A 23,330-nucleotide genomic window follows, 5' to 3' on the forward strand; every position below is an offset into this window, starting at 1 on the left:
AAGCTTTCAGTGTACCCTGCAATAGTTGAATTGCACTAAGCTGGGTTATTTATATTGGGACATTGCTCGTTTTTTTTTGAGTAATAGCTTAAGCTCGTTTTCGAAATAATAATAATAAATGGAACAGTCATGCGTTTTATCTCACTGAGCACCTTATCTATCTTACTACTAACCGCTACCCAAGCGTTTGCCATACCATTTGAAAAGACAAGTTCAGTATCTGAAAATACAGCAGATGATAAAGAACTGCGTATTACCAAAGACTTTGGTAAAAAAGTTTGGCTTGAATCTGAAGTGTTAAATGAACAGCGTGAGTTGTTGATAAATTTGCCAAGTGATTACCCCCAAAAAGGCATTCAATATCCGGTTTTATATGTACTTGACGGCAATTCTCATTTTAAAAATGCGGTGCTCTCAAGCGAGCTTTTGCATGAAAGTGGTAAAATGCCACAAGTTATCGTGGTCGCTATTGCTAATAATACCGGCCAGAGAATGCGAGATGCCTATGACGATCGGTCAACATTTATCAGGTTTATCGAAAAAGAGGTTATCCCATACATCGATAGTCAATATGTCACCTCACAAAAAAACATCCTGTTTGGTCATTCAGCCATGGGAATGGTGACAATGACGGCCTTAGCAACTAAAGCTATGCTGTTTGATTATTACATCGCGTCAAGCAGTGCGATGGATAGCAGTGAGCAAGACTTGTATAGTCAGTTAGATAAAGCGTTAGCGCAGCGAACTTTGGTCGACAAATCATTATATTTTTCGGTTGGCGATAAATTAAGGGAAGGGCAAGGGTTTGTTGATGCTTCTATTAATTTAGCGCAGTATTTTAGCCAACATCCTCTGCAAGGCTTTGATTGGCAACGAGAGCATTTAGGACAGCAAAACCATACATCGGTTGCTTATCCCGCGCTTTTTAAAGGGTTAAGTGCGGTATTTAGCGATTATGAAGCGCCAGCACTGACAAGCTATCAAGGTTTTATCGATTTTGGCGGCTTAAAGGGCTTAACCGATTTTTTCACGCAGCGTGGTAAAGCGTACGGTGATAGTAGTCAAATTCCTTATCATATATTAACGGGCTTAGCGTTTAATTTTATGGCAGAAGGGAAAGTCGATGAAGGGATTGAGTTACTAGAACAACGCGTTGATAGTTATCAACAACCAACGCGTATTTATGGAGCGATTGCATTTCTTTATGAACAGAAAAAAATGTTACCCGAGGCGCTAACAGCGTATCAGCAAGCATTGAAATCGGCGAAAAGGATAAATGATTCAAGCGCAGATAAAGCTTATTATCAAAGCAAGGTTGCTGAATTACAGAACGTAATTCATGAGTAAAAAGAGATAACTTACTGCGCAGAAGCAAGAATGTTTTGAGCAATTTGCTCGACGACTTTATTCTTTTTGATTTTGCGTAGCTCATGATTAAGCTTAGCTACGATGGGAGCCAGTTCGTCTCGTTTATCAAATTGAAATTGTAATGGCGCTGTCGCGATAACTCGCTCACTAAATTTAAAGGTGTTGTGAAATTGCGGAGTCTCTTTGATGAGCCATTGAGCAACGTACTTATTCATTATTGCAACGCGTTTACTGCCTGCTTTTGTTAAGTAAAGCCCCTGCAGCATTTTACGCTCTGAAGTAAAGTCGAGGCGTTTAAGGCGCTTGTCTTTAATCAAGGGTTCAAGGGTTGGATAAGTGTAGCCTAAATGGGCTATTAACTCACTCCCGTATAATGCCTGTTCAGTTTCATAATCTGTTTGGGCACTTTTATGATAAACCAAGATATCATCTAACTGGGTGATAGGCTCGCTCCATAGATAATCTTCTGGATTACTAACCCATTCGACTGACTCCATCCTGGCGTCGATACTATGATGATCCAGCATAACTTTTGAACGGTTTTCCGGTAAAAAGGTATAGGAAATCGTGACGCCGATGTTCTTTGCTGCTAACTCCAGAGGCTCAATTAATATACCTGAAACGTGTTTATCCTTAATAATGATAAACGGCGGATACCCAGCATCAGGTACACCAATGACAATATTTTCGGCATAGCAAAGCGTTGAAGTAAATAAGAACCCCAAGAAAATACAATAAGTTTTTAACCGTTTAATGGCAGTGTACAAGGCAATCCTCAAAACTTCGTATGCTTGGCCAAACTTATCAAGCAATTTAATGAGCAGTGTTAAGTATACGAAAAATTTTACTTGTTGCCTGATATATTTAGCAAGCTTATTTGAATACTAAAAAGTTTCTTACTAAATTGATTAATTAACGGGGTATGTTGATCGCTGTTTAGTTGCACACATTGCTTTTTTAGCTGGTAGCACAACCGCTTTGTCTGCCACTCTTACTTTGACACAACCTGAACTAATATCAATTCTCTCGCGCTGAATAATGGCAAACTCACCTTCCTCTACGGAGGATAATTGGTACTCATAGGCGTCACGTGGGCCTTCAAATAAAGCGGTAAAAAATCCACCCACCAATGCGCCAGCGATACCACCAGCGATGATATCTTCACTATCACCATCAAGCTCGTCAACAGCACCAGCAAAAGCGCCGCCGACCATACCAGTGGTGACATCAGAAGATAGTGTGACTTGCTTAACGGAACTCGCATTGGCGTAAAATTCATGAAGCATTTGGTTTTGTAACTCTCTATCAACACCATTTGATGAACAGCCAGTAAGCATAATAAGACTCAGTAATATTTTTTTCATCAGAGTTACCCTAATAATATTGATAGCGGTTTGAGCACAATAGTAGAACGTTAGTTCAAGGAAATGAAGCGAGTTTACATTTTCTAAACACTTTATCAGAGGTTTATTACAGATAGCTATTGTCGCTAAAGCCAATCGGGCTAAGCCATGTTGATCGCTGGAAGCAAATTTATCCGCGAAAGAATAACACGCTCAGGTTACAATAATTTGATAACAAATATGTACTTAGCGTGATTCGGGCGCTACTATTGAGTCAATCATGTTTTTAGGAGCAGATCATTGGCCAAAGCAACTTCATTTGATATTGCCTACCGTGCAGGGGTATCTCAATCAACCGTGTCAAGGGCACTACGTAACAGCCCTTTGGTTAATGAAGAAACGCGCCTTAAAGTTCAAGCGATTGCTAGAGAGCTCAATTATAAAGTCGACAAGCATGCCAGTAGCTTGCGTACGCAACAAAGTAATACCATTGCTTTATTATTGTTCGAAGACCCAACCAACGATGATTCTTTAATTAATCCTTTTTTCCTGTCAATGCTGGGTAGCATTACCCGAGCGTGTGCACAAAAAGGGTTTGACTTGCTGGTATCTTTTCAACAATTAAGTGATGACTGGCATGCCGATTATGAAGACAGTAAAAAGGCTGATGGTTTGATTTTGCTCGGCTATGGCGATTTTGTTGACTATGAAGATAAATTAATAAAGCTTAGTGAACAAAACACCCATTTTGTCCGCTGGGGAGCGAAAGTTGATAACGACAAAGTGTTGTCAGTGGGCTGCGATAATTTTCACGGCGGCTATCAAGTCACCGAACATTTAATCAAAAAAGGTCGAACTAAGTTTGCGTTTTTAGGTGATGCCTCGACCCATTCGCCAGAGTTTCTGGCGCGATATCACGGTTATTGTCAGGCATTAACTGATCACAAGCTTACCGTGGATTCAGAAAAGCAAATCGATGCCTATTCGGTAGAAGAATCCGGTTACCAAGCGGCGACAGAACTGCTTGAAAAAGGCGTTGAGTTTGATGCCATATTTGGCGCCAGTGATTTGATTGCCATTGGCGCGATGCGTGCTTTGCAAGAGCATGGCATCAAAATACCTGAGCAAGTGGCGGTTGTCGGTTTTGATGATATCGCCATTGCCAGTTTTACCATCCCCTCACTGACCACGGCGAAACAAGATACTAAGCTTGCCGGCGAATTATTAGTGGATAATTTAATCGCGCTTATTAACGGCGAAAGCCCACAAGATACACTAATGCCTACCACTCTCATTGTCCGTAAGTCGTGTGGGAGTTAACTAAGATGAAAAAGTTTTAACTAGAGCTGTCAGAGTCGACTAAAAGGACTCAATTAAACCTTCTAGTCCCTTCCTTGCCAGAATCGGACATTGAGCACCATAGTCTCTTGTTATGTGGAAACTGCTTCAATAAAATGACCGTAATAAACATTATCACCTACCAGAGATTGAAATTCTTTTGTACTAGGGAACGAAGGCCATTGTGCCGTTGTTTCTTTTGCTGCTTCTTGGCTAATCCACGTTAGATGCCAACACAATTCATTTTCATTATCTGTTTTTTGTAGTATTTCATGAGCAGTTATCACCGTCCCGTTGGCATTCATTTCCTTAAAAATAGATAAACTCAATTCAATAATTCTAGATTTATTTTCTTTTGAAACTTTAAAGACTGCAAACTCTGAACATATACTCATAACTGGCCTTTACACATAACGCCGCAATATGGGGCGTATTAAGCTTGGCTAAAATTAGCTAAGAATGAGCGTCAGCCAAGCTTTAGACGTCCCACACATAATTGACTTGTCAAATACTCTTATGCTGTATAATTCGTATGTTGTTTTTAATGTCTTTTGTGAAATTGCGAGTTGATTCTTTTATAAGTTCAATTTCTCTTTCGTTAAAATCTTCTAGCAATTCTGTAATTACAGATTGCTCAATTGGATAGCCAAAGCCAATTGAAGTTAATATCCAAATCAACCCCTTACTATTTTCTTTTGTATCTTCACTTTTAAATAAAAAGTTTCCATAGATGTACATAGCATTAGCGTTACCATACAACCCTGACTCTCTGTAAAGCTCCATAGCTTTTTGTTCATCCTGCTCAAGAAATTCACCCTTATAGTGCATAGTTGCAAGTGAATACAAAGCATTAGCATTATCCATTTCAGCAGCTTTTAATGTTAACTCTTTAAAGTATTCAATATCTTTTTCAACACCTAAGCCTTTTAAATACATAGCACCTAAATTTACCATAGCGTCAGTATTATTAAGCGCCACGGCTTTTTCATACCATGACTTAGCTTTTTTAAAGTTTTGATCGACACCTCGCCCAAATCGCCAGATTAAACCAAGTTCATACATTGCTTGGTGACTTCCTTGATTTGCTTCTTCTTCACAAGTGGTGATTGCCTTTTCCCAATCTTGTTTGGCAACTATTTTGGAGCAATCGCCTCCTATAGCACGGCTAGTTACGTTTACATCACACCCTGTGATAGTATATATTGTGATTATTATTATTAATTTATGCATTGCTTCTTCGATGTATTTAACGCCCCAATATGAGGCGTATTAAACTTGGCTAAAATTAGCGAAGAATGAGCGCAAGCCTGCTGTTTTGCGTCCACTGTTTAATTAACTTGTTATATTTCACTTACTTCTCTGTTCCGCTAGAAAAGCAGCGTATTCAGACCTAGCTTTACTGTTTGGCTTTAAACCTTTTGAATCGCACCAATCTAGCAATTTACTAATTTTAATTGATATTTTCTTCACTTGATGCCCGTCAGTTCGAAGCTCTTTGATAACAGTTTCAGCATTGTGCCGCCATTCTTGGTAAGTATCATCCAGCGTTTCGGGATCTTCTACGGTTTCTTTTAACTTTTGCCATTCTTCAGGCTGAAACCAAGCGAAAGAATAAACGATTTGTTGTTCACTCATACTGGTCTTCTCCGTGAAATATAACGCCGCAATATGGGGCGTATTAAGCTTGGCTAAAATAAGCGAAGAATGAGCGCCAGCCAAGCTTTAGACGTCCCATTTATAATTGCCTTGTTAGTTGTTTTTATTGCAATAAATGAAAATAGTATCACCTTGGGATTGAAATGGAACCTTTAAGCTTTGTAAGAGTTTAATAAATTCAACTTCACAAGAAATCACTTTTGCAGGGACTAACCGACCAACACTTTTTTGGTATTGTGGACGAACACAAAACCACTCAATTTTTGAATAAGGCTGCAAACAATGAGCAGACCAATCACCCAAATAATCTACATTTTCAGAGAATGTTAAAGGAAAAGGTGCTTCATCAAATTTTTTATATTGAAATGGAGGTGTAAAAGGCAAGTCAGCATTTATTGAGTCAATTAAAACCTCTATCTGATTAACATCCATACTTTTTGTTTACTCCAAACTATCGAAACAACTAACAGCTTATTAGTGTGAATTCCCGATAAGTCCAAATTTAAAAATGAGTAAATCTGAAAAACAACACCAACTTTTATTATTTAATTACAGTACGTTAGCAATATAAAACTTAAATGACAATGCTTCTTTTATTTGTAGAAAACGAGAATTTATATGGCTCGCTATGTAAAAAAGCTATTATCTAACTATTTAATATTTATGCCAATTATTTCTATGATTTGTGGAAAACAAGAATTTTATAAATTTACATAGCGAGCTATTTTCTCAATTAATTAGAAAAATCACTTATAATTGTTTTTATATACATAGCATTAAAAGAAACTCTTTGAACTATTTCTATAAAAAATAGGAATCGAACGACCGTTATTCTTCTCAGCCTGTCAGATGATATCTATATCTAATCAGCAAAACTGTAAGTAAGGTCAGATATGAGCCACTAAAAATAAGGATTAAGCTTAGCGCGCGATAGCACCGGGTTTAACCCCCTCGCTTAAACTAAAGCTATCGCCAATGGTGCCAACTACCATATGTTTTCGATCTGAGTTTAATAAGTGTCTAAGGGTATAAAGGGCGTCGATACCGGTGCAATGGGCGCCCATCATTTGATTTAAACCAAACAGTTTGAGTTTATTTGCCGTCCATTGAAGATGCTTATCATCGGCAAACATTAAGTGAAAACCACCGATGGCGGTAGTGACCTGACTTGATTCAAAGTGGTTGGTGATATGTTCGATAGTATTGATAATACCGGCATGGCCACAACCTGAAATTAACACCAAGCCTTGTTCCGTATTAATTACCAGTGACATGTCTTCAGGAATATTATCTTCAATGTGACCCGATTCAGCGGCGATTTTACCATTGCCACTCCAGTTCTTTTCAGGATGAACACGCGGTACATTGCCAGTTAGCCAAACGCCAGGATAGATTTCGGTCATCTCTTGATAACTTTTGAAGGTTACGCCATCTTTGCTAAGCTGATTTTTCATCGCCAACATGCGGTTATCTCGACCGACACGAGGTAAAAATATGCCTTCACCGACATGCACATTACTGAGCGCTTGTTGTCGCTTGTCTTTTACCGCCGCTCGCAGTGTAATTAAGCCACCCGTATGGTCGCTGTGATTGTGGCTTAAAATCACATCATCAACTTGTGATAAATCAATGTCTAAGGTTTCGGCGTTTTTCAACACGGTATCGTCAATTCGACCGGTATCGAATAGAATTTTACGACCATCAACTTCCACCAACGCTGAATAACCCCATTCGCCAATGCCTCTATTGGCGACCATGGTTGATAACGTGGTTATTTGCAGCGATTTAACTTGGTAATGATTTTCTGTAGTTGCATGAGCTGAGAATGCCATAGCGTGCAAACTGATCACGATGGTGATCAAAAGGGCTGAAAATTTCATAATCATCCTTAAAGGTGTTTATCCAAAACTGATGCGGTGATGAACACTGACTATGCATGAAGTGAGCAAGCGATTCAATAGATTAAATGGTAAGCGGTAAATATAACGCTTTAAGGTTTCTGACAACAAGGCAAGAAACCTTAAGCAAATTTATGGATAAAAATTTAGTAACCGTCTTTAACCCGCAGGGTTAAAATGCCCGCAAAAATCATACTAATACCGCCGAGGACCAGGGCATAAATGGGTTGATTACCAAACACTTTGGTAATTAACACCCCTAAAATACTCGCCGCCAGTATCTGCGGTAATACAATGAAAAAGTTGAAAATGCCCATATATAGGCCCATTTTCTTTGCTGGCAATGCATTTGCTAAAATCGCATAAGGTACCGATAAAATCGAAGCCCAAGCAAAGCCAATTCCTATCATCGAGATGATCAAAAAAGTGGGATCGCTGATCACAAAAAAGGAAACAAATCCCAAGCCACCGAGAAGCAAGTTGAGCATATGAGCGATGCGCAAATTAAAATATTTAACCACTAAAGGAATGCAAATAGCCGCAAATACCGCAGTTAGGTTGTAAGTGGAAAACAACACGCCAACCCAATCAGCGCCTTGGTTATAGGCGGCAGAGGTTACGTCCGACGTTTGATAGTGGTATTCGGTTATCGCGGCTGTGGTATAAGTCCACATGGCAAAAAATGGAAACCATGAGAAGAACTGCACTAACGAGAGTTGTTTCATCGTTTGTGGCATGGCAAATAAATCGGCAAAGATGTGAGAAAAACCGTTATCAATGCGATTATTGGCTGCTAACCAATGGGCAATAAACATACATACGCCAAATGCGGTAATGCCAACCGTTAAGATAAATAAGCTTTTATCAAGGCTATCAATAAACTGATAAACCACTGCGGTACTCACTAAGCCAGTCACCAAAGCGACAATACCGTAGCGTAAATAGTTTGGCATAGAAGCGGTTAATTCTTCTGTGCTTTCTTCATCTTGCTCGGCGAGCTCAAAGGCGGCAAGTTGCTCAGGCGAGTATTCCTTTGTAGACAGTATCGTCCACAATACCGCCAACAAAAAGACCGCGCCACCAGCGTAAAAAGCAAATTTGACTGAATTCGGAAGTTGGCCAGCTTCGGCAGTGTTACTAATATCGAGCCAGTTGGTCATGATCCAAGGGAGTGACGAGGCGACGACCGATGCCACACCGATAAAAAAGCTTTGCATTGCATAGCCGGTAGCTCGTTGCTTTTTCGGTAACATATCACCGACAAAAGCACGAAACGGCTCCATCGAGACATTGATTGACGCATCCATTATCCATAACATGCCTGCCGCGAACCAAAGGGTAGGTGAGTTTGGCATGATGAATAAGGATAGACTGGCGATGACGGCGCCAATTAAAAAATAAGGGCGACGACGACCCAAACGTCCCCATGTCTTATCGCTCATGTAACCGATAATCGGTTGCACAATCAGCCCAGTGATAGGTGCCGCAACCCATAAGATCGCCATATTACCGTAGTCAGCGCCTAAGGTTTGAAAGATTCGGCTGACATTGGCATTTTGCAAAGCAAAACCAAACTGGATACCAATAAAGCCAAAACACATATTCCAAATTTGCCAAAAACTTAGATTCGGTTTGCTTTGTCGAGCTGTCATCGTTGATGTTGTCATAAAGTAACCCTGATCTTAGTCTAGCGCTTTAAAACGGATAGCGGTACCACCACTGGTGGCCATCTTGAAGGTTAGGGTATCTTTTGCCGTTACCGCTTTGGTTTCAATCACCAGTTCATAAGGGTTATCAACCCAGTTAGCGCTGTCGCCATCACGATAAATTTGTGCTTGGTAACGTTTGTTTTTATCAAGAAAGTCCAGTTTCACGGTTTGTGTGCGAGCGTCTTCATTGGTTAATGCCCCTAAATACCAGTCGCTGCCATCTCTTTCTTGACGAGCAAATACCACGTATTCACCTACTTCACCAGCCAGGGCTAGGCTTTCTTGCCAGTCGGTTGGTACATCACGAATAAACTGAAACGCCGGTAAATTAGCTTCATAGTTTCGTGGCAAATCAGAAGCCATTTGAATTGGACTGTAAATTACCACATAAAGCGCTAACTGTTTTGCTAACGTCGTTTGTGGGCGGTCACTGTCGGCGCCTAAACCTTTGAAGGCCATATCAAAGGTACCCGGGGTAAAATCCATTGGGCCTGATAACATCCGCGTGTAAGGTAAAATCGCAGCGTGTGAAGGTGGGTTTGGTGGAGAGCCCCAGGCATTATATTCTTGGCCACGCGCCCCTTCGCGGGTGATCCAGTTAGGGTAAGTTCTTCTTAACCCCGTATCTTTAATTGGCTCGTGCGTGTTGATACTGATTTGATATTTGGCGGCTAGTTTGACGTTATCGAGATATTCATTCGACATAAATTGACCGTCGTGCCATTCATAGCGAGCGATGCCATGCTCATCAATGCGTTTAATTTTTCCACCGTCGGCGACATAACCGGTTTTTACCTGACGGACACCATGTTGTTGGTACAGGGCAAACGCATCTTCCATTTGATTACGATAATTGGTGACGTTGCCTGAGGTTTCATGATGACCAATTAAACGAACGCCTTTGGCGAGCCCATGCTCAGTGACAGCTTTTATATCAAAATCATCGTAGGCTTTAGTAAAGTTAAAGACATCGCCATTATCGTACCATTCACCATCCCAGCCAATATTCCAACCTTCAACGAGTACGCCATCAAAACCATATTTTGCGGCAAAGTCCATATAGCGTTTAGTTTCTGCTGTCGTTGCGCCGTGGGTTTCACCGCTACCCCAAGTATTTTCACCGATATGCATACCCCACCAAATTCCGACATATTTACCAGGCTCTATCCAAGAGGTGTCTTCTATTTTGCTTGGTTCATTTAAGTTTAAAATGAGGTTTGAGTTGAGTAAGCCAGCCGCATCTTTACTGACTTGAATGGTGCGCCATGGGGTGGTGAAGTCAGCCTTTTTTCTCACTAAAATACCGTCGTACCAAGGCGTTAAATCAGCTTTTAGTTTGTTATGGCGACCTTTTAATAAGGTCATTCCTGCATAATCAACCAGCGCCGCTTCGTGAATACTTAAATGTGTACCCGTGTCGAGTTTAAAGGTTAGCGGGGTATGAACATGACTAATGTCTGAGAGTTTTGTGGTTTCGTAAATATACTCATAACGATTCCAACCGCGCGCTGGTATCCACCAAGCTGTTGCTTGCTCGGCTTTAGGTGGGTTGAATTCAGTTAATTCATCGGTGATGGCAATATCACCATCGAGTCCAGGTTGGCTTGGCACTTCGTAGCGAAAACCAACACCATCATTAAATACACGAAAACGGACACTAAATTGGTTTGATAATTCGCGTTCAGCAGTAAAGTTAACCAATAATTCATTGTGGTGATCGCGCACATTCTTGCGTTCGCCCCAAGGTAATTGCCAAGTACTGTCGTGATTGTTAGCTTTGGTGGTGTCGATGGTAAAGCCATCTCCTAACTCGGCTGACTTTTGAAAACGCAGTCCTAAGCGAGAAGATTCAAGTGCCGCTTGCTCATTGAAACGGATTTGATAGCTTGGGGCATTATCATCACTGATAATCACGGTAATGCGTTTATCAGGAGAGCTGACTTGGACGGTTTTGGCTTGCACCACAGACAAGTGAGTTGCAAATAATAGTGTTGTAATAACCAGCAGTTTTTTATTCATTATCATTCCTGAGGGTTTATTGATGAACACAGCATAAAAGTAGTTAAGGTAAATTACAGCTAGCTGCATACGTATTCAGCATATGCTTTAACTAAAGCGAGCCAACTTTTATCATTAACTCGCCACGATGAGAGACAAGCTAATTCATCTGCTTACGATTGAGCACCGCAACGGTTAGCGCTGGCACCGTGATATCTTCAGCCTGTATTTGGGTCGTTTTAACGATGTCATCAGCACCTCGTTGTAAAATCGGATGTAACTGATACTGAGCGGCATGCTTAAATGATAGGGTCTTTGCTTCGCCGCTATGATTAAATAGCACCAGTAATGATGGGATTTCGTTATCTTTTGGGGAGATACTCATCGCGATTAAACCCAACGTTTGCTCTTGACCGGTATTGTGAAACTTCACTTGCTTGATAATGTCATCGCCGTGGTTAAGCCTAAATAAAGGTTCGCTCATCCGAAGCGTAACAAAATCAAGAAAAACATCTCGACTAAAAGCAATATCATTGGGTTTTGGGATATCTCTGCCATTATTGTTCATTAGTATGTTTTTGATGGTTGACCAATTTTGTTGATCTTTTTCTGCTGGTGGTAATCCAGTGGTGTAGTTGTTTGATTGCAAACTAAAATCAACACCGTTAAACCAATCACCGTAATCGTAAGAATCACGTAAAAAACCTTTCGAGCGCAGCAGTTCGCTGCCCATATGGATAAAAGGGATCCCTTGTGAAAATAGTGGGTAAGCTAATGCAAGCAATTGCATACGAACGCGTTGTTCGGTGGTTAACTGATAAGCGATACGATACTGATTGTTATCCCAAAGCGTTTGGTTATCATGCTTTGATACATAGTTGATGGTATCTGCTGGATCTAATGCGTAGCCACTCGGCTGTCCTCCATAGCTCAGCGCTTTACCTTGTTTAACCTCACCTTGTGCGGTTAACAGTGGGTAATTAGCTAAGTTACCTGTTAAACCAATACGGAGTAGGTCGGCTAACTCAAGATAGCGGGCTTTATCATTATTATCACTCAACTCATTAGGGAATGTCGCAAGACCATTGGCAATGCCTTGGCTTTTACGAATGTCATCACCTTGAGCATTAAAAGCACCACCTCTTACCGCATCACGCAATCTGTCAGTAAAGGTGCCTATTTCTGTGCCAGCGAGCTCTAGTTGACTTGCCTGAATAAAACGATGGTTGTTGGCTACTTCGCCAAAGTTCCAACCTTCACCGTAAAAGTAATTATCCGGGTCTACTTCCCACACCGCCTGACGAGCGTTGAGCATAGCGGCTTTGGGTTGGTGGCCCATTAAATCAAAGCGAAAACCATCAATGCGATAATGTTTGGCCCAAACCACGAGAGAATCTATCATCAGCTTTTCCATCATGGCTCGCTCTGTCGCGGTATTATCACAACAGGTAGATTGGGCAATTTTGCCGGTGATTGGGTCTAAACGATGATAGTAATTAGGGACAATTTTATCGAGTACCGCGGTTGGCATCAGGCCTGCTTGATGGGTATGGTTATAAACCACATCCATGATCACTCGAAAGCCCATATTGTGAAGCGTTTGCACCATGGTGCGAAACTCGATAATACGCGCTATACCCTCAGGGTCTTTGGCGTAACTACCTTCTGGCACGGTATAGTGAAACGGGTCATAACCCCAGTTATAGTTATCTAAACCTCGCAGCGCTGAAATAAGTGCTTGCTGATCAGTACTGGTTGGAGGTAGTGACTTAATGTAGTCATATAGGCTTTGTTCACTGTTGATGGCACAGACTTGTTCGAGCTGTGTTTTGTCGCATATCGTTTTTAGGTTATCAAAGAGATCGACAACAGTGTTACTGTCTTCATTAATCGTGCCGATATCAAAGGCAGGGAGTAAATGAATGCTATTGATCCCCGCTTGCTTGAGGGATTGCAAATGCTTAACCCCATCACTGTCCGTTTGGCTAAATGCCAGATATTTACCGCGAACGCTGGTATCTTTAATACTGCTATCAAGCGCACTAAAATCACGAATGTGGGTTTCATAAAATATGTTGTCTTCTGGCGCTGAAACTGGATTGTCACGTTGTGTTAGCCAACCTTTTGGCATGGTGTTGCTCGACGTTAAATCAACAATTTGTGAGTACTCACTGTTAGTTGATAAACTTAAAGAGTAAGGGTCGGTGGTGGTGGTGGTTTCAATTTTGTGAGTGCTTGGGTGGTAAAGGGTTAACTGATACTGGTAATAATATCCACTAAAATCCCGTTTGGTCGCTCTTGACCAAATACCTGTTTTATCGTCAAGAACTAACGCGAGTTGATGTGGTGTGATTGGTTGTTTGTTGTTGTCAAACAACAGTACTTTTACCGATAAAGCCGTCGGCGCCCAAAGCTTAAAATTCACGCCTTGTGTGGTGAGTTGAGCACCAAGGTTCTTCGCTTCATTGGCATCGTTGTTACCCGAGGTATAAATATCATCGATAAGCGCAGCCTTTTGAACAGTGGTCCCCTGACCGTGTTGATTGATAACCGCTAGCGGCTGCTTGATAAGGGCTTTGATTGTCGCTAAATCACTTTCAATAGCAAAACAACTAAAGCCAGCAAGATGTGGAAAACGCTCAGTTATTGTCGTTGGTGTTTGACATTGCCTTAATGGAAAACGCTGGTCAATTTGCCATGTACCCTGAAGATTTAATGATTGCGAAATAAGGCTTTGAGGGTGGTCAACCACATTAGCTGCAACCAGAAGCGCACTGGGGGTTACCCAATGAGCACCGGCTTGGTTTATCGACAGTGAATTGCTGCTTGGTTTATCACTGACGGCGACATGAGTCGCAAAAGCGGTCAGGGTGGTTAATGTCAATAATAAATAAGCGAGTAGGGTACGCATCGAAATGTCCTAAACGATTTGATTTGTATTTAATTTACGTGGCAAGGGCGTGAATAAGAAGGTCAATGGAAATTTTGCATACGTATTCAAGAATATAGCCACTACGACAACTTTTAATGCGCCCGCGTTTTCACCGACCCGTTAAATATAGAGTAAACTCGTAGAGTATAGGGCTTTTCAGAAAATGTTGTAGAGAAAGAGAGCGGCAATTGTCCGTTTTTTGAATACGTATGCATGGCAATGCATAGATTGAATACGTATGCATAAAGTATTTTTCAGTGACCGACCTCTCTATATTTAATGCAGTCCACCTCGTTGTGGATACAAATATTACACACATTACGAAAACAAGCGATTACAACAGCGACTGGAACAGCTGCAAAACTAAAATGAATACAAGGACTGTAGGGGAGAATGCACAAATGGTTAATTTTAAACCGAGTAAGGTAACACTGGCATTATTATCGTCAGGTCTAATGGCTGTAAGCGCCTCATCTCTAGCTTATCAAGAGCAAACAGAGATTGAAAAAGAGGCTGTGAATAAAGCTAAAGAAGAAGTTGAAGTAATAGAAGTAAAAGGCCTGCGTGGTAGCCTGATCAAATCAATTAACACTAAACGTTTCTCTTCAAATGTTGTTGATGCCATCAGCGCAGAAGATATTGGTAAGTTACCTGATTCATCAATTGCAGACTCTCTTTCACGTATTTCAGGACTTGCTGCCCAGCGCCTAGAAGGTCGCGCAAGTATTATTAGTATTCGTGGTTTTGGTGAAAATGAATCAACGACAACATTAAATGGTCGTGAGCAAGTTTCTATCGGTGATGGTCGAGGCGTTGAGTTTGATATCTACCCGTCCGAAATCATGAGTGGTGTCAGTGTTTATAAAACGCCTAATGCGTCAATGTCTGGTGAAGGTATCGCGGGTGTGATTGACATGGAAACCATCAGCCCATTGTCAAAAGGTGAGCGAGTTTTTGTTGCTAATGGTCAACTTGAGCTTAATGGTCATGACGCCGTTGTTGACGGTTATGACAATAAAGGTCACCGTTTAAATTTTTCTTATATTGATCAATTTGCCAATGATACGCTAGGTTTTGCACTTGCGGTTAACTCAATGGAATCTCCTGGTCAAGAAAAGCAATTTGGTCGTCATCAAGACCCGTTTCTTTATGAATTAAGTGACGGTGAAGGCAATACCTATAATGGTATGAAAGGTGTCAATATTAAAGGCCGCTCTTCTGTATTAGAACGAGATTCTGTCATGGCAGTGGTTGAATACGCGCCAAACGATGATTTAACCGTAACGGTTGATTCATTGTATGTTGATTTTAGTGACAAACGTTACATTGGCGCAATTGAATTTGGTTTTAATCAATGTGACGATGAAGGTAAATTCCCAGATTGTGAATACAGCATCAACAGTGTTGAAAATGGTTTTGTAACGAGCGCGACCTATCATAACTTCCCTTTTTACATTAAAAACAACCAAGAACACCGGACAGCCGACTTACTTAACTTAGGTCTTAACCTTGAATACCGTGTGAATAATGATTTAACCATTGAGTTTGATGCTAGCTCTTCTGAAGTTGAGCGCGACTTATACCAACACGCAACCTTTGCTGGCGCTTCGTCATTCGCAGGCAGTGAAGTTACTTACAATGTTAATAAAGATGGCTCAGGTGGCACCTTTGATACATCACTTGATTATGGTGATGCCAGCGTTGTTGGCCTTGGTGACATTATGGGATGGGGCTTAGCAGGTGAACGCTCAAATCCAAAAGTAGAAGATGAAATTAAATCGTTTAAATTGGCAGCTAAACAAGCATTAGAGAACGATATTTTTGATTCAGTTGAATTTGGTATTGCCTATCGTGAGCGTGATAAGCAAAAAACCATCAGCTATTCAAAAACTGACATTTTACCTGAAGCGATGATCCCAGGAACGAATGTTGCAGCGCTTGCACCTGAGTATATTTTAGGCTCAGTTGATTTATCGCACGCAAACTTAGGTAATACACTTATTTTTGACCAAGAAGCATTATTGTCGAGCGGTCAAATCTACAGTGAAACGGATGTGACTTACTCTTGGGGTAAGATCAATGATGCTTTCCAGGTGAGTGAGCAAGTTTCAGCTGCCTTTATTCAAGGTAATATCTTAACTGAAGTTGGCGGTTTCCCTGTTCGTGGTAACGTCGGTCTGCGTTATATCAAAACTGAGCAAAGCTCTATCGGTGATACGTTTGGCTGGGGTGGCATCAACACCCAGTTAGACTTCTCTCACTCTTATTCAGATGTTTTACCAAGTTTGAACTTAATTGTTGATTTAAGTGACGATGAAATTCTGCGCTTTGGTTTTGCAAAAACCATTGCTCGTCCAACGATGGATGATATGAAAGGTGGTCTCGAAGTAGGGCCAACAAGTTGGAGTGGTAATCCTAACGATACTGATGCAAATGGGAATTATTGGACAGCAAAAGGTGGTAACTATCAACTTGAAGCACGTGAAGCAGATGGCTTCGATTTAAGCTATGAGAATTACTTCTCTGATGAAGGCTATTTCTCAGTTGCTCTTTTCTACAAAAAAATTAAAAACTGGAATTTTGATAGTGTTTATGAAGCCGAGCTACCACTTGATGATGCATCGATAGCCACTCACCCTGTAGCGGACAATATCGACGGTTTTAATGAAAAAACTGCCACGGTGTCTGCAAAAGAAAATGGCGGCCAAGGTAACTTGAAAGGGGTTGAATTATCGTTATCGTTCCCATTCAAGATGATTGATGAGAGCCTAGAAGGCTTTGGTATCTTTGCTAGCCACACTATGGTTAAGCAAGACATGAAAGACTTCAACGGTGATGACTATACTTTACCGGGGTTGTCTGAGCGTGTTTCTACAGTGACCGCTTACTATGAAAAAGATGGTTTTCAATTCCGTACATCAATGCGTAAGCGCTCTGACTTCACGGCGTCAATCTACTCAACGATTGGTTTAACCACAGAGCAACGTTTCGGTGTTGGTGAAACCTTAGTGGATGCGCAAGTTGGTTATGACGTCAATGATAACCTATACCTATATGTACAGGGGCAAAACTTAACGAACGAAGCATTCCAAACTAAGTTTGACGATGCTGAATATGCGACAGACCAACATTTTGATTATGGTCGTAGCTATCAAGCAGGCTTTACCTACAAGTTTTAATGACGTTAGCGTATCGTAGAAGTTAAATCATGCCTCAATAATTTCGGTTATTGAGGCATTTTACGTTGTGAAAGGGCATGATGAAAAATAAAGTGAACAAAGTGGTAATACTCGGTGGTGGCACTGCAGGTTGGATGTCAGCAGCACTATTAGTCAAAACCTTTGGAAGTAAACTTGATATTGAGCTGGTTGAATCGGATCAAATAGGCACCATTGGTGTCGGTGAAGCGACAATTCCACCAATAATCCATTTTAATCAAGAGTTGGGGGTTGACACTAAAGCCTTTATTCAAGCCACTAAAGCGACCATCAAATTGGGTATAGAATTTGAAAATTGGGGTAAGAATAATCATAGCTATATGCATGCCTTTGGTGATATCGGTAAGAGCTTTCCGTTGTGTGATTTTAGTCACTTTTGGGTCAAAGCACAGCAAGCTGGCCTAGATTACGATTTTTGGGACTTTTCACTCAACTATCAAACCGCAAAACGCAATGCCTTTGCTTTAATCGATAAAATTCCTGGCTTGAATTTAAATGGTTTGGCCCATGCTTATCACTTTGATGCGGGGCTTTACGCCAAGTTTCTCGCTGATTATTGCATTGATCGCGGTGTCAAACGCACTGAAGGTAAGGTTGCTGAGGTAATCCAGTGTCAGCAAACAGGCGATATCAAGTCGTTAATTTTGGAAGATGGTACCACGGTTGACGGACAGCTATTTATCGATTGCTCGGGCATGAAAGGTTTATTGATTGAGCAGTCGTTAAACACAGGTTATGAAGATTGGTCTCATTGGTTACCCGCAGATAGCGCTGTAGCGGTGCCAAGTTCGGCTACCGAGCCACTCATGCCTTACACTAAATCAATCGCTCATCAATCTGGTTGGCAATGGCGCATACCTTTGCAACATCGCACAGGCAACGGTATGGTTTATTCGTCAAAGTACATGAGTGATGACCAAGCAAAACAGTTGCTGTTAAACAGTATTGATGGCAACGCGCTAGATGAGCCGCGCGTGATCAAATTTAAAACCGGACGACGCATTAAGCAGTGGCATAAAAATGTTGTTTCAATAGGGCTTGCGAGTGGCTTTTTAGAGCCGCTTGAGTCCACCAGTATTCATATGATCCAAAGTGGTATTGTGCGCTTGGTCAAGATGTTTCCACACCAAGGTATTGATGCGGCAATGATTAATGAGTTTAATCGTCAGTCCAAGCTTGAGTATGAACGTATTCGAGATTTTATTATCTTGCACTATAAGCTCAATCAGCGAGATGACAGTAAATTTTGGCGCGACTGTCAGCGTCTCGAAGTGCCTGATTCGCTGAGCCATAAGATGGCGTTGTTTAAGTCATCGGGGTTAGTGTTTAGAGAAAATGATGAACTATTTACCAAGATTGCTTGGCAACAAGTGTTTATTGGTCAAGGACTTATTCCTGAAGATTATCATCGAACAGCCGATCAATTAACTAAAGCGGAGCTCGATGATATGCTTAACAGCATCAAACAAATCATGACCAAAACCGCAGATAAGGTGCCTAGTCATCAAGCCTTTATCAATGCATGTTTGCGATAAAAGTGCATCTGCACATAACTGTAAATGCAAACAGGGTGCTATCAGCGATTAGCGTTATTTAATTAACCCGTTGTATTGCTTTGTTTGCGTTTATTCCCTCACAGACTAAAGTTTCTATCATGGTGCTTAGTTTGATTACTCAGAAGTTAAGTGAGTGATCAAAGGTAACTCAAAAAAGACAACCGCGTTTTCATCGCTTGCGCGTTCGACAAAACCGAGTTTTTTTAATAAGTGAGCAGATGTTTTATTGCTGCGGTCAACACCGCCAATTAGTTTCTGCCAAGGCGTGGATTGCTTAACCTGCGCGATAAACCCTTGCAGCATTTCACTGGCTAAGCCTTTACCCCAATGAGGTTGTGCCAACAAGTAACCGATATGTACCTCGTTATTGTTTTCAACATAAGCGAAGATAAAGCCAATAATTTCGTCGTTTGTTAACTGCACTATGAGCAACCGGCTTTCAGACAACATGCGTTCAAGCCAACGACTCGCCATTTCACTTGAGTGAATATCGTGAAAATAAGGGGGTAAGTTTTCGACAACGGCAGGTGTTAAAATATTGGGTACTTGGGTCAGTAATATCGCTCGTTTTGAAAACGTTATATCGCTGGTAATCTCGGTTACTGTTAACCTTGCGGTGTTGAAAGATAATGTCATAGTGATTGTCTAATTCGATAACACGCCCAAGTTTTCATGCCAGCATAAAGCTCATCGCTAAATAACTTGCCATGCCATAAACCGATAACAACGTTAACGACATGAATATACCGCGAGCCGTATCCTTACCGTTAAAATAACAATAAGTGTAACCTAAGCGTGATAGCGGGAAAACTGTGATCCATGCCCAGGCGGCTAATGCACTAGGTGTGACTAAAGCAAAAACAAGTAAAAGCACAATGTAATAGAGCGTATTCTCAGTGGTATTTCTGTGAGTATTAAGGCACCTTTCCACTTCAAAACTACCTTTTTCAGTGACATCTGCTTTTTTACAGTTATTTGAAATCCACTCTTCGGGTGAGGCAAATATTTTGTAGCGATTACGAACTAACTCCGTAACTGTCATTATCCATGAGTGATTGACTACCAAAATTATTGCTGAAAATGCTATCAGGGCGAGTAGCTCTTTGGTTGGGATAGATACTTCAATCGGCGCGATACCGAACAAGAAGTTTAGCGCTATAGCAATTGCTAATACCGCAAAAGGGTAAACTTTAATAATCCAATAAGCGTTTTTATGAGCCGTTTGTTCAACTGTCATCATATTCCTTATGTGCTGATGGCCCAACCATAACCCGAGTGTTGATAACTTCCTTTTGCGGCGATGCAAAGGTTAAGTTTTAAGGTTTTAAATGTTAAGTCATTTAACCGGCTGGCTAAGTTTTAAACAATGATAAAATGACAATAGCATAATGTCCGTTGATGATACAGTGAGATAACGCCTATTGCCTTTTAGTCGCACTTTTTGTGCACAATCATGCCGAGGATATTAGTCAGTGAGTAACCATCCTTGTTCAGTGGCATATTCAATTTGCGTCAAAGCAAACTCCCAGAGCTTAGGCGCTGACTTTTCAAGATACTGATTACGATTAATGACTTGTTGTTTATAGACTTTGTGCTGAGACCAGCTGCCACCGTTGTTTTGAATGTTTTGAATCAATGGTAAAACACGATCCATGGCTTTAGCGAATCGAGCATCTGCTGTTTCTGCTTGTTCGAATTCTAGCCATAAACTCATAAACTGTTGACGCTGAGAGTCTGGTAGTAACCCAAAAATGCGCTTTGCTGCTAGCCGTTCAGCATCGGATTGTTTTGAAAGTATTGCTTGTTGTTCAAAAGCAAAGGTATCACCGGCATCAATTTCAACGATATCATGAATTAACAACATCACTGTCACCCTAGAAATATCGATACACTCTTCAGCATAAGGTGCTAAAACATGTGCTGTAAGTGCGATATGCCAGCTATGTTCAGCGCTATTTTCAAATCGGTTTTTATCGGTTTTTATCAAGGCGCGACGATAAACTGCTTTTAATTTATCTAATTCACGAATGAAATCTAATTGTTGTAAAAGTTCTTTCATCAATACTCCGTAAATGAAAGTGGCTAAGGAGGTGTTTAATTAAGCAGATGCTTTTGATTTATGCTGCTTTATTAACTTGTTATAGCTTTCTAAAAGGGCTTGTTCTACTTGAAAAATCAACTCCATATCCGTTAACAGCAACTTATTGTTAAAGGAAGCCGCGTTATCTTGACTGAGCGCTGCTACTAACACTCGATTCGTTGAAATATTTTGAACCAGCTGATAGCCGAGCTTTTTATATATTTCTTGCAGCGAATAAATATTGGATATCTGATAAAGGGTAGAATAATTAATATGTTCAGAAACACCGGTTGATTGTGTGGTTTTCCATGCCGTATCTTGAATTTGTAATCCTGGCACAAATTGTCTATCGCCTAAACTCTTACCAGCTTTTTTTTCATCTTTAAGCAATTCGATTGTCGCTTGGTTATTGGTATTAATTAGGCTGAGTAACTTATGATTTGATTCTATTTCTTTGATGATATTTTTAATCGCTTCATTCGCTCGGTTACTATGAACTCTATTTTCATTCCATTCATTGACCGCTAAGGCAATTAAAACACCGATAACGATGGACATGATTTCGGTAAAGGCTGAGCGCGCCATTGCGAGCTTTTTATTTGGTTTCATTTTAGCTTTGATGAGATTAGTAAGTAAATCGACTGAGTAAGTCTAACCTAACACGAATTAAAGTGAGTGAAAAAGAATTACCATGCACTTAACTGAAAAAGTTCGATTATAGCGCTTTGCTAAAGTGCTTCGAGCAATTTAGCAAGCAGAACAAAGGTGACAGTATTTATCCTAGATAACGGTTTAATAATACAGCCAATGAGTACTTGCCTGACCCTCAATTTGACCCTCAACCTGCCCCAAGCGCTGTTAGAATAAGCTTACCCAGCCCATTGAATTGGCGTATTTTATTAGCATGCTACAACAGGTAAAAACAACAATCCCTCTTAGATACACAGGGTTTATTTTAAACAAACAATGAGCACCTAACCATGCCCCTAACATTTGGCCAAGCATCATTAATAAGCCGATCACCCAAACAATATGCCCAGCCATTAAAAACACGATTAAAGACGCGATATTAGTAGAAAAGTTTAACGGCTTCGCGGTTGCGGTTGACGTTATCAAATCTTGTCCACGACATGAAACACCAGATAAGGCAAAAAAAGACCCCGTTCCTGGGCCAAACATTCCGTCATAAAATCCGATGCATGGGACGACGATATTCTGGTATTTTTTATTGGAAAGTTTAGGAGTCTGTTCTGTTAAAGCGGGCATTGGTGATAAAAGAAAATAAACAGCGATGAATAACAACACCACAGGAATAACAAATGATAAAACGTCAGTGTTGATAAACTGCAAGCATATGGTGCCTACCACTGCACCTATAAACGCCGATAGCATCAGGTATTTAACACCCGACCAACTGACTCTTTGACGTCTAAACATCATGTAGCTTGCTGTTGCTGTGCCGACACTGCCTTGTAACTTGTTTGTGCCAAGAGCGGCTAAGGGAGGCACGCCACTTAGCATTAGCGCAGGTATTGAAATTAATCCACCACCACCAGCTAAGGTATCGAGTAGGCCAGCAAATACGGCAACAAAAAATAAAATCGATAATAACTCGATAGAAAAACTAGCGAACTCCAATAGGATACTCCTTATCGCTCAACGCCCCTTTGAAGGGAGTCATAGTTACATAAAAGCGTGATGTGCATGCAAGATGCAATTTGTGTTGCTTAAACCTACTTGTTTTATTTTACCTTTAGTAACTTAACAATTAAATCAATTCTTCTATTTGCTCGGATTTCTTTACTCTGACCCTTTGATTCCTAATTGCAGCACCTTACTAATTATGTTTGTTAGCCAATTCTTGCCTCTATTTCGTTTCTGATCCTTCTACCTTTAGTAACTTAATGAGTAAATCGATACGTTTGTTGGCGCGATTACTTTCATAATATACTGCACTTGTTGCAGCAAAGACGAATAAAACCATGCAAAAAAAGCTTAAATCGTCATTAGAAGGCGAAATATAAAACATAAAGAAAAATGCTAGAGCAAGCAATGAAAGGTGATGAATTATCAAGTTGAAAGGTCGAGTTTTAAGGCTTGTCAGTTGTTTTTTGATTTCATCTAATCTTTCATTTTGTGCTATTTTTAGCAAAATATCTGCTTGATTTACTTCTTTCATACGAGACCTCTTTGAAAAATGCCTTAATAGATTATTAACGCTTAGCGATGTGATT

General features: G+C 40.7%; 20 protein-coding genes. 4 read left to right on the top strand and 16 right to left on the bottom strand.

Annotated elements, in window-relative coordinates; all coding sequences use genetic code 11:
• Window positions 1-129 precede the first annotated feature (129 nt).
• Window positions 130-1,347: an alpha/beta hydrolase-fold protein gene (locus tag ACSLUH_RS00100; protein WP_448563315.1), complete on the top strand. Its 1,218-nt coding sequence runs from the start codon at window positions 130-132 to the stop codon at window positions 1,345-1,347.
• Between the two features lie 11 nt (window positions 1,348-1,358).
• On the opposite strand, the gene ACSLUH_RS00105 is transcribed toward ACSLUH_RS00100, so the two are convergent.
• Together ACSLUH_RS00105 and ACSLUH_RS00110 are read right to left on the bottom strand one after the other, a co-directional pair.
• Entirely contained in the window at window positions 1,359-2,135 is a 777-nt protein-coding gene (locus ACSLUH_RS00105; RefSeq protein WP_448563317.1) for a substrate-binding periplasmic protein, read from the bottom strand.
• 141 nt (window positions 2,136-2,276) lie between these two features.
• The gene (locus tag ACSLUH_RS00110) at window positions 2,277-2,732 is read right to left on the bottom strand and encodes a hypothetical protein (RefSeq protein WP_448563319.1); all 456 of its coding nucleotides are present in this window, start codon (window positions 2,730-2,732) and stop codon (window positions 2,277-2,279) included.
• Window positions 2,733-3,011: 279 nt separating this feature from the next.
• Here ACSLUH_RS00110 and ACSLUH_RS00115 point away from each other — a divergent pair, with 279 nt between their 5' ends.
• Entirely contained in the window at window positions 3,012-4,031 is a 1,020-nt protein-coding gene (locus ACSLUH_RS00115; protein ID WP_448563321.1) for a LacI family DNA-binding transcriptional regulator, read from the top strand.
• A gap of 110 nt (window positions 4,032-4,141) precedes the next feature.
• On the opposite strand, the gene ACSLUH_RS00120 is transcribed toward ACSLUH_RS00115, so the two are convergent.
• From ACSLUH_RS00120 to pulA, 8 genes are all read right to left on the bottom strand, one after another.
• Window positions 4,142-4,444, bottom strand: coding sequence for a hypothetical protein (locus ACSLUH_RS00120; RefSeq protein WP_448563323.1), 303 nt, complete (start codon window positions 4,442-4,444; stop codon window positions 4,142-4,144).
• 109 nt (window positions 4,445-4,553) lie between these two features.
• The gene (locus ACSLUH_RS00125) at window positions 4,554-5,279 is read right to left on the bottom strand and encodes a tetratricopeptide repeat protein (protein ID WP_448563325.1); all 726 of its coding nucleotides are present in this window, start codon (window positions 5,277-5,279) and stop codon (window positions 4,554-4,556) included.
• A gap of 117 nt (window positions 5,280-5,396) precedes the next feature.
• Window positions 5,397-5,684 carry a hypothetical protein gene (locus tag ACSLUH_RS00130; protein ID WP_448563327.1) on the bottom strand — a complete coding sequence of 96 codons (288 nt, stop codon included), beginning with the start codon at window positions 5,682-5,684 and terminating at the stop codon, window positions 5,397-5,399.
• A 114-nt stretch (window positions 5,685-5,798) separates the two neighbouring features.
• A complete protein-coding gene (locus ACSLUH_RS00135; RefSeq protein WP_448563329.1) occupies window positions 5,799-6,137 on the bottom strand; it encodes a DUF6678 family protein in 339 nt (112 codons plus the stop codon).
• 488 nt (window positions 6,138-6,625) lie between these two features.
• Window positions 6,626-7,585: an MBL fold metallo-hydrolase gene (locus ACSLUH_RS00140; protein WP_448563331.1), complete on the bottom strand. Its 960-nt coding sequence runs from the start codon at window positions 7,583-7,585 to the stop codon at window positions 6,626-6,628.
• 164 nt (window positions 7,586-7,749) lie between these two features.
• Window positions 7,750-9,270 carry an MFS transporter gene (locus ACSLUH_RS00145; RefSeq protein ID WP_448563333.1) on the bottom strand — a complete coding sequence of 507 codons (1,521 nt, stop codon included), beginning with the start codon at window positions 9,268-9,270 and terminating at the stop codon, window positions 7,750-7,752.
• A 15-nt stretch (window positions 9,271-9,285) separates the two neighbouring features.
• Window positions 9,286-11,331, bottom strand: a complete 2,046-nt coding sequence (locus ACSLUH_RS00150) for a glycoside hydrolase family 97 protein (protein ID WP_448563335.1) — start codon at window positions 11,329-11,331, stop codon at window positions 9,286-9,288.
• A gap of 139 nt (window positions 11,332-11,470) precedes the next feature.
• The gene (pulA, locus tag ACSLUH_RS00155; protein WP_448563337.1) at window positions 11,471-14,221 is read right to left on the bottom strand and encodes a pullulanase-type alpha-1,6-glucosidase; all 2,751 of its coding nucleotides are present in this window, start codon (window positions 14,219-14,221) and stop codon (window positions 11,471-11,473) included.
• Window positions 14,222-14,643: 422 nt separating this feature from the next.
• Here pulA and ACSLUH_RS00160 point away from each other — a divergent pair, with 422 nt between their 5' ends.
• Window positions 14,644-17,421 (top strand): TonB-dependent receptor, encoded by a 2,778-nt coding sequence (locus ACSLUH_RS00160; RefSeq protein ID WP_448563339.1) that lies wholly within the window; start codon window positions 14,644-14,646, stop codon window positions 17,419-17,421.
• Between the two features lie 77 nt (window positions 17,422-17,498).
• Window positions 17,499-18,995: a tryptophan halogenase family protein gene (locus tag ACSLUH_RS00165; protein ID WP_448563341.1), complete on the top strand. Its 1,497-nt coding sequence runs from the start codon at window positions 17,499-17,501 to the stop codon at window positions 18,993-18,995.
• Between the two features lie 135 nt (window positions 18,996-19,130).
• Here ACSLUH_RS00165 and ACSLUH_RS00170 read toward each other — a convergent pair whose 3' ends face one another.
• From ACSLUH_RS00170 to ACSLUH_RS00195, 6 genes are all read right to left on the bottom strand, one after another.
• The gene (locus tag ACSLUH_RS00170) at window positions 19,131-19,652 is read right to left on the bottom strand and encodes a GNAT family N-acetyltransferase (RefSeq protein WP_448563343.1); all 522 of its coding nucleotides are present in this window, start codon (window positions 19,650-19,652) and stop codon (window positions 19,131-19,133) included.
• Window positions 19,653-19,686: 34 nt separating this feature from the next.
• Window positions 19,687-20,256: an MAPEG family protein gene (locus tag ACSLUH_RS00175; protein ID WP_448563345.1), complete on the bottom strand. Its 570-nt coding sequence runs from the start codon at window positions 20,254-20,256 to the stop codon at window positions 19,687-19,689.
• Window positions 20,257-20,481: 225 nt separating this feature from the next.
• Window positions 20,482-21,075 carry an HD domain-containing protein gene (locus ACSLUH_RS00180; RefSeq protein WP_448563347.1) on the bottom strand — a complete coding sequence of 198 codons (594 nt, stop codon included), beginning with the start codon at window positions 21,073-21,075 and terminating at the stop codon, window positions 20,482-20,484.
• A 39-nt stretch (window positions 21,076-21,114) separates the two neighbouring features.
• Complete coding sequence (locus ACSLUH_RS00185) at window positions 21,115-21,705, bottom strand: hypothetical protein (protein ID WP_448563349.1); 591 nt, start codon at window positions 21,703-21,705, stop codon at window positions 21,115-21,117.
• A 249-nt stretch (window positions 21,706-21,954) separates the two neighbouring features.
• On the bottom strand, window positions 21,955-22,734 hold the full coding sequence (locus ACSLUH_RS00190) for a TSUP family transporter (RefSeq protein WP_448563351.1): 780 nt from the start codon (window positions 22,732-22,734) through the stop codon (window positions 21,955-21,957).
• Between the two features lie 229 nt (window positions 22,735-22,963).
• Window positions 22,964-23,275, bottom strand: coding sequence for a hypothetical protein (locus ACSLUH_RS00195; protein WP_448563353.1), 312 nt, complete (start codon window positions 23,273-23,275; stop codon window positions 22,964-22,966).
• Between the last annotated feature and the right edge of the window lie 55 nt (window positions 23,276-23,330).

The organism is Thalassotalea ganghwensis (assembly GCF_053485795.1).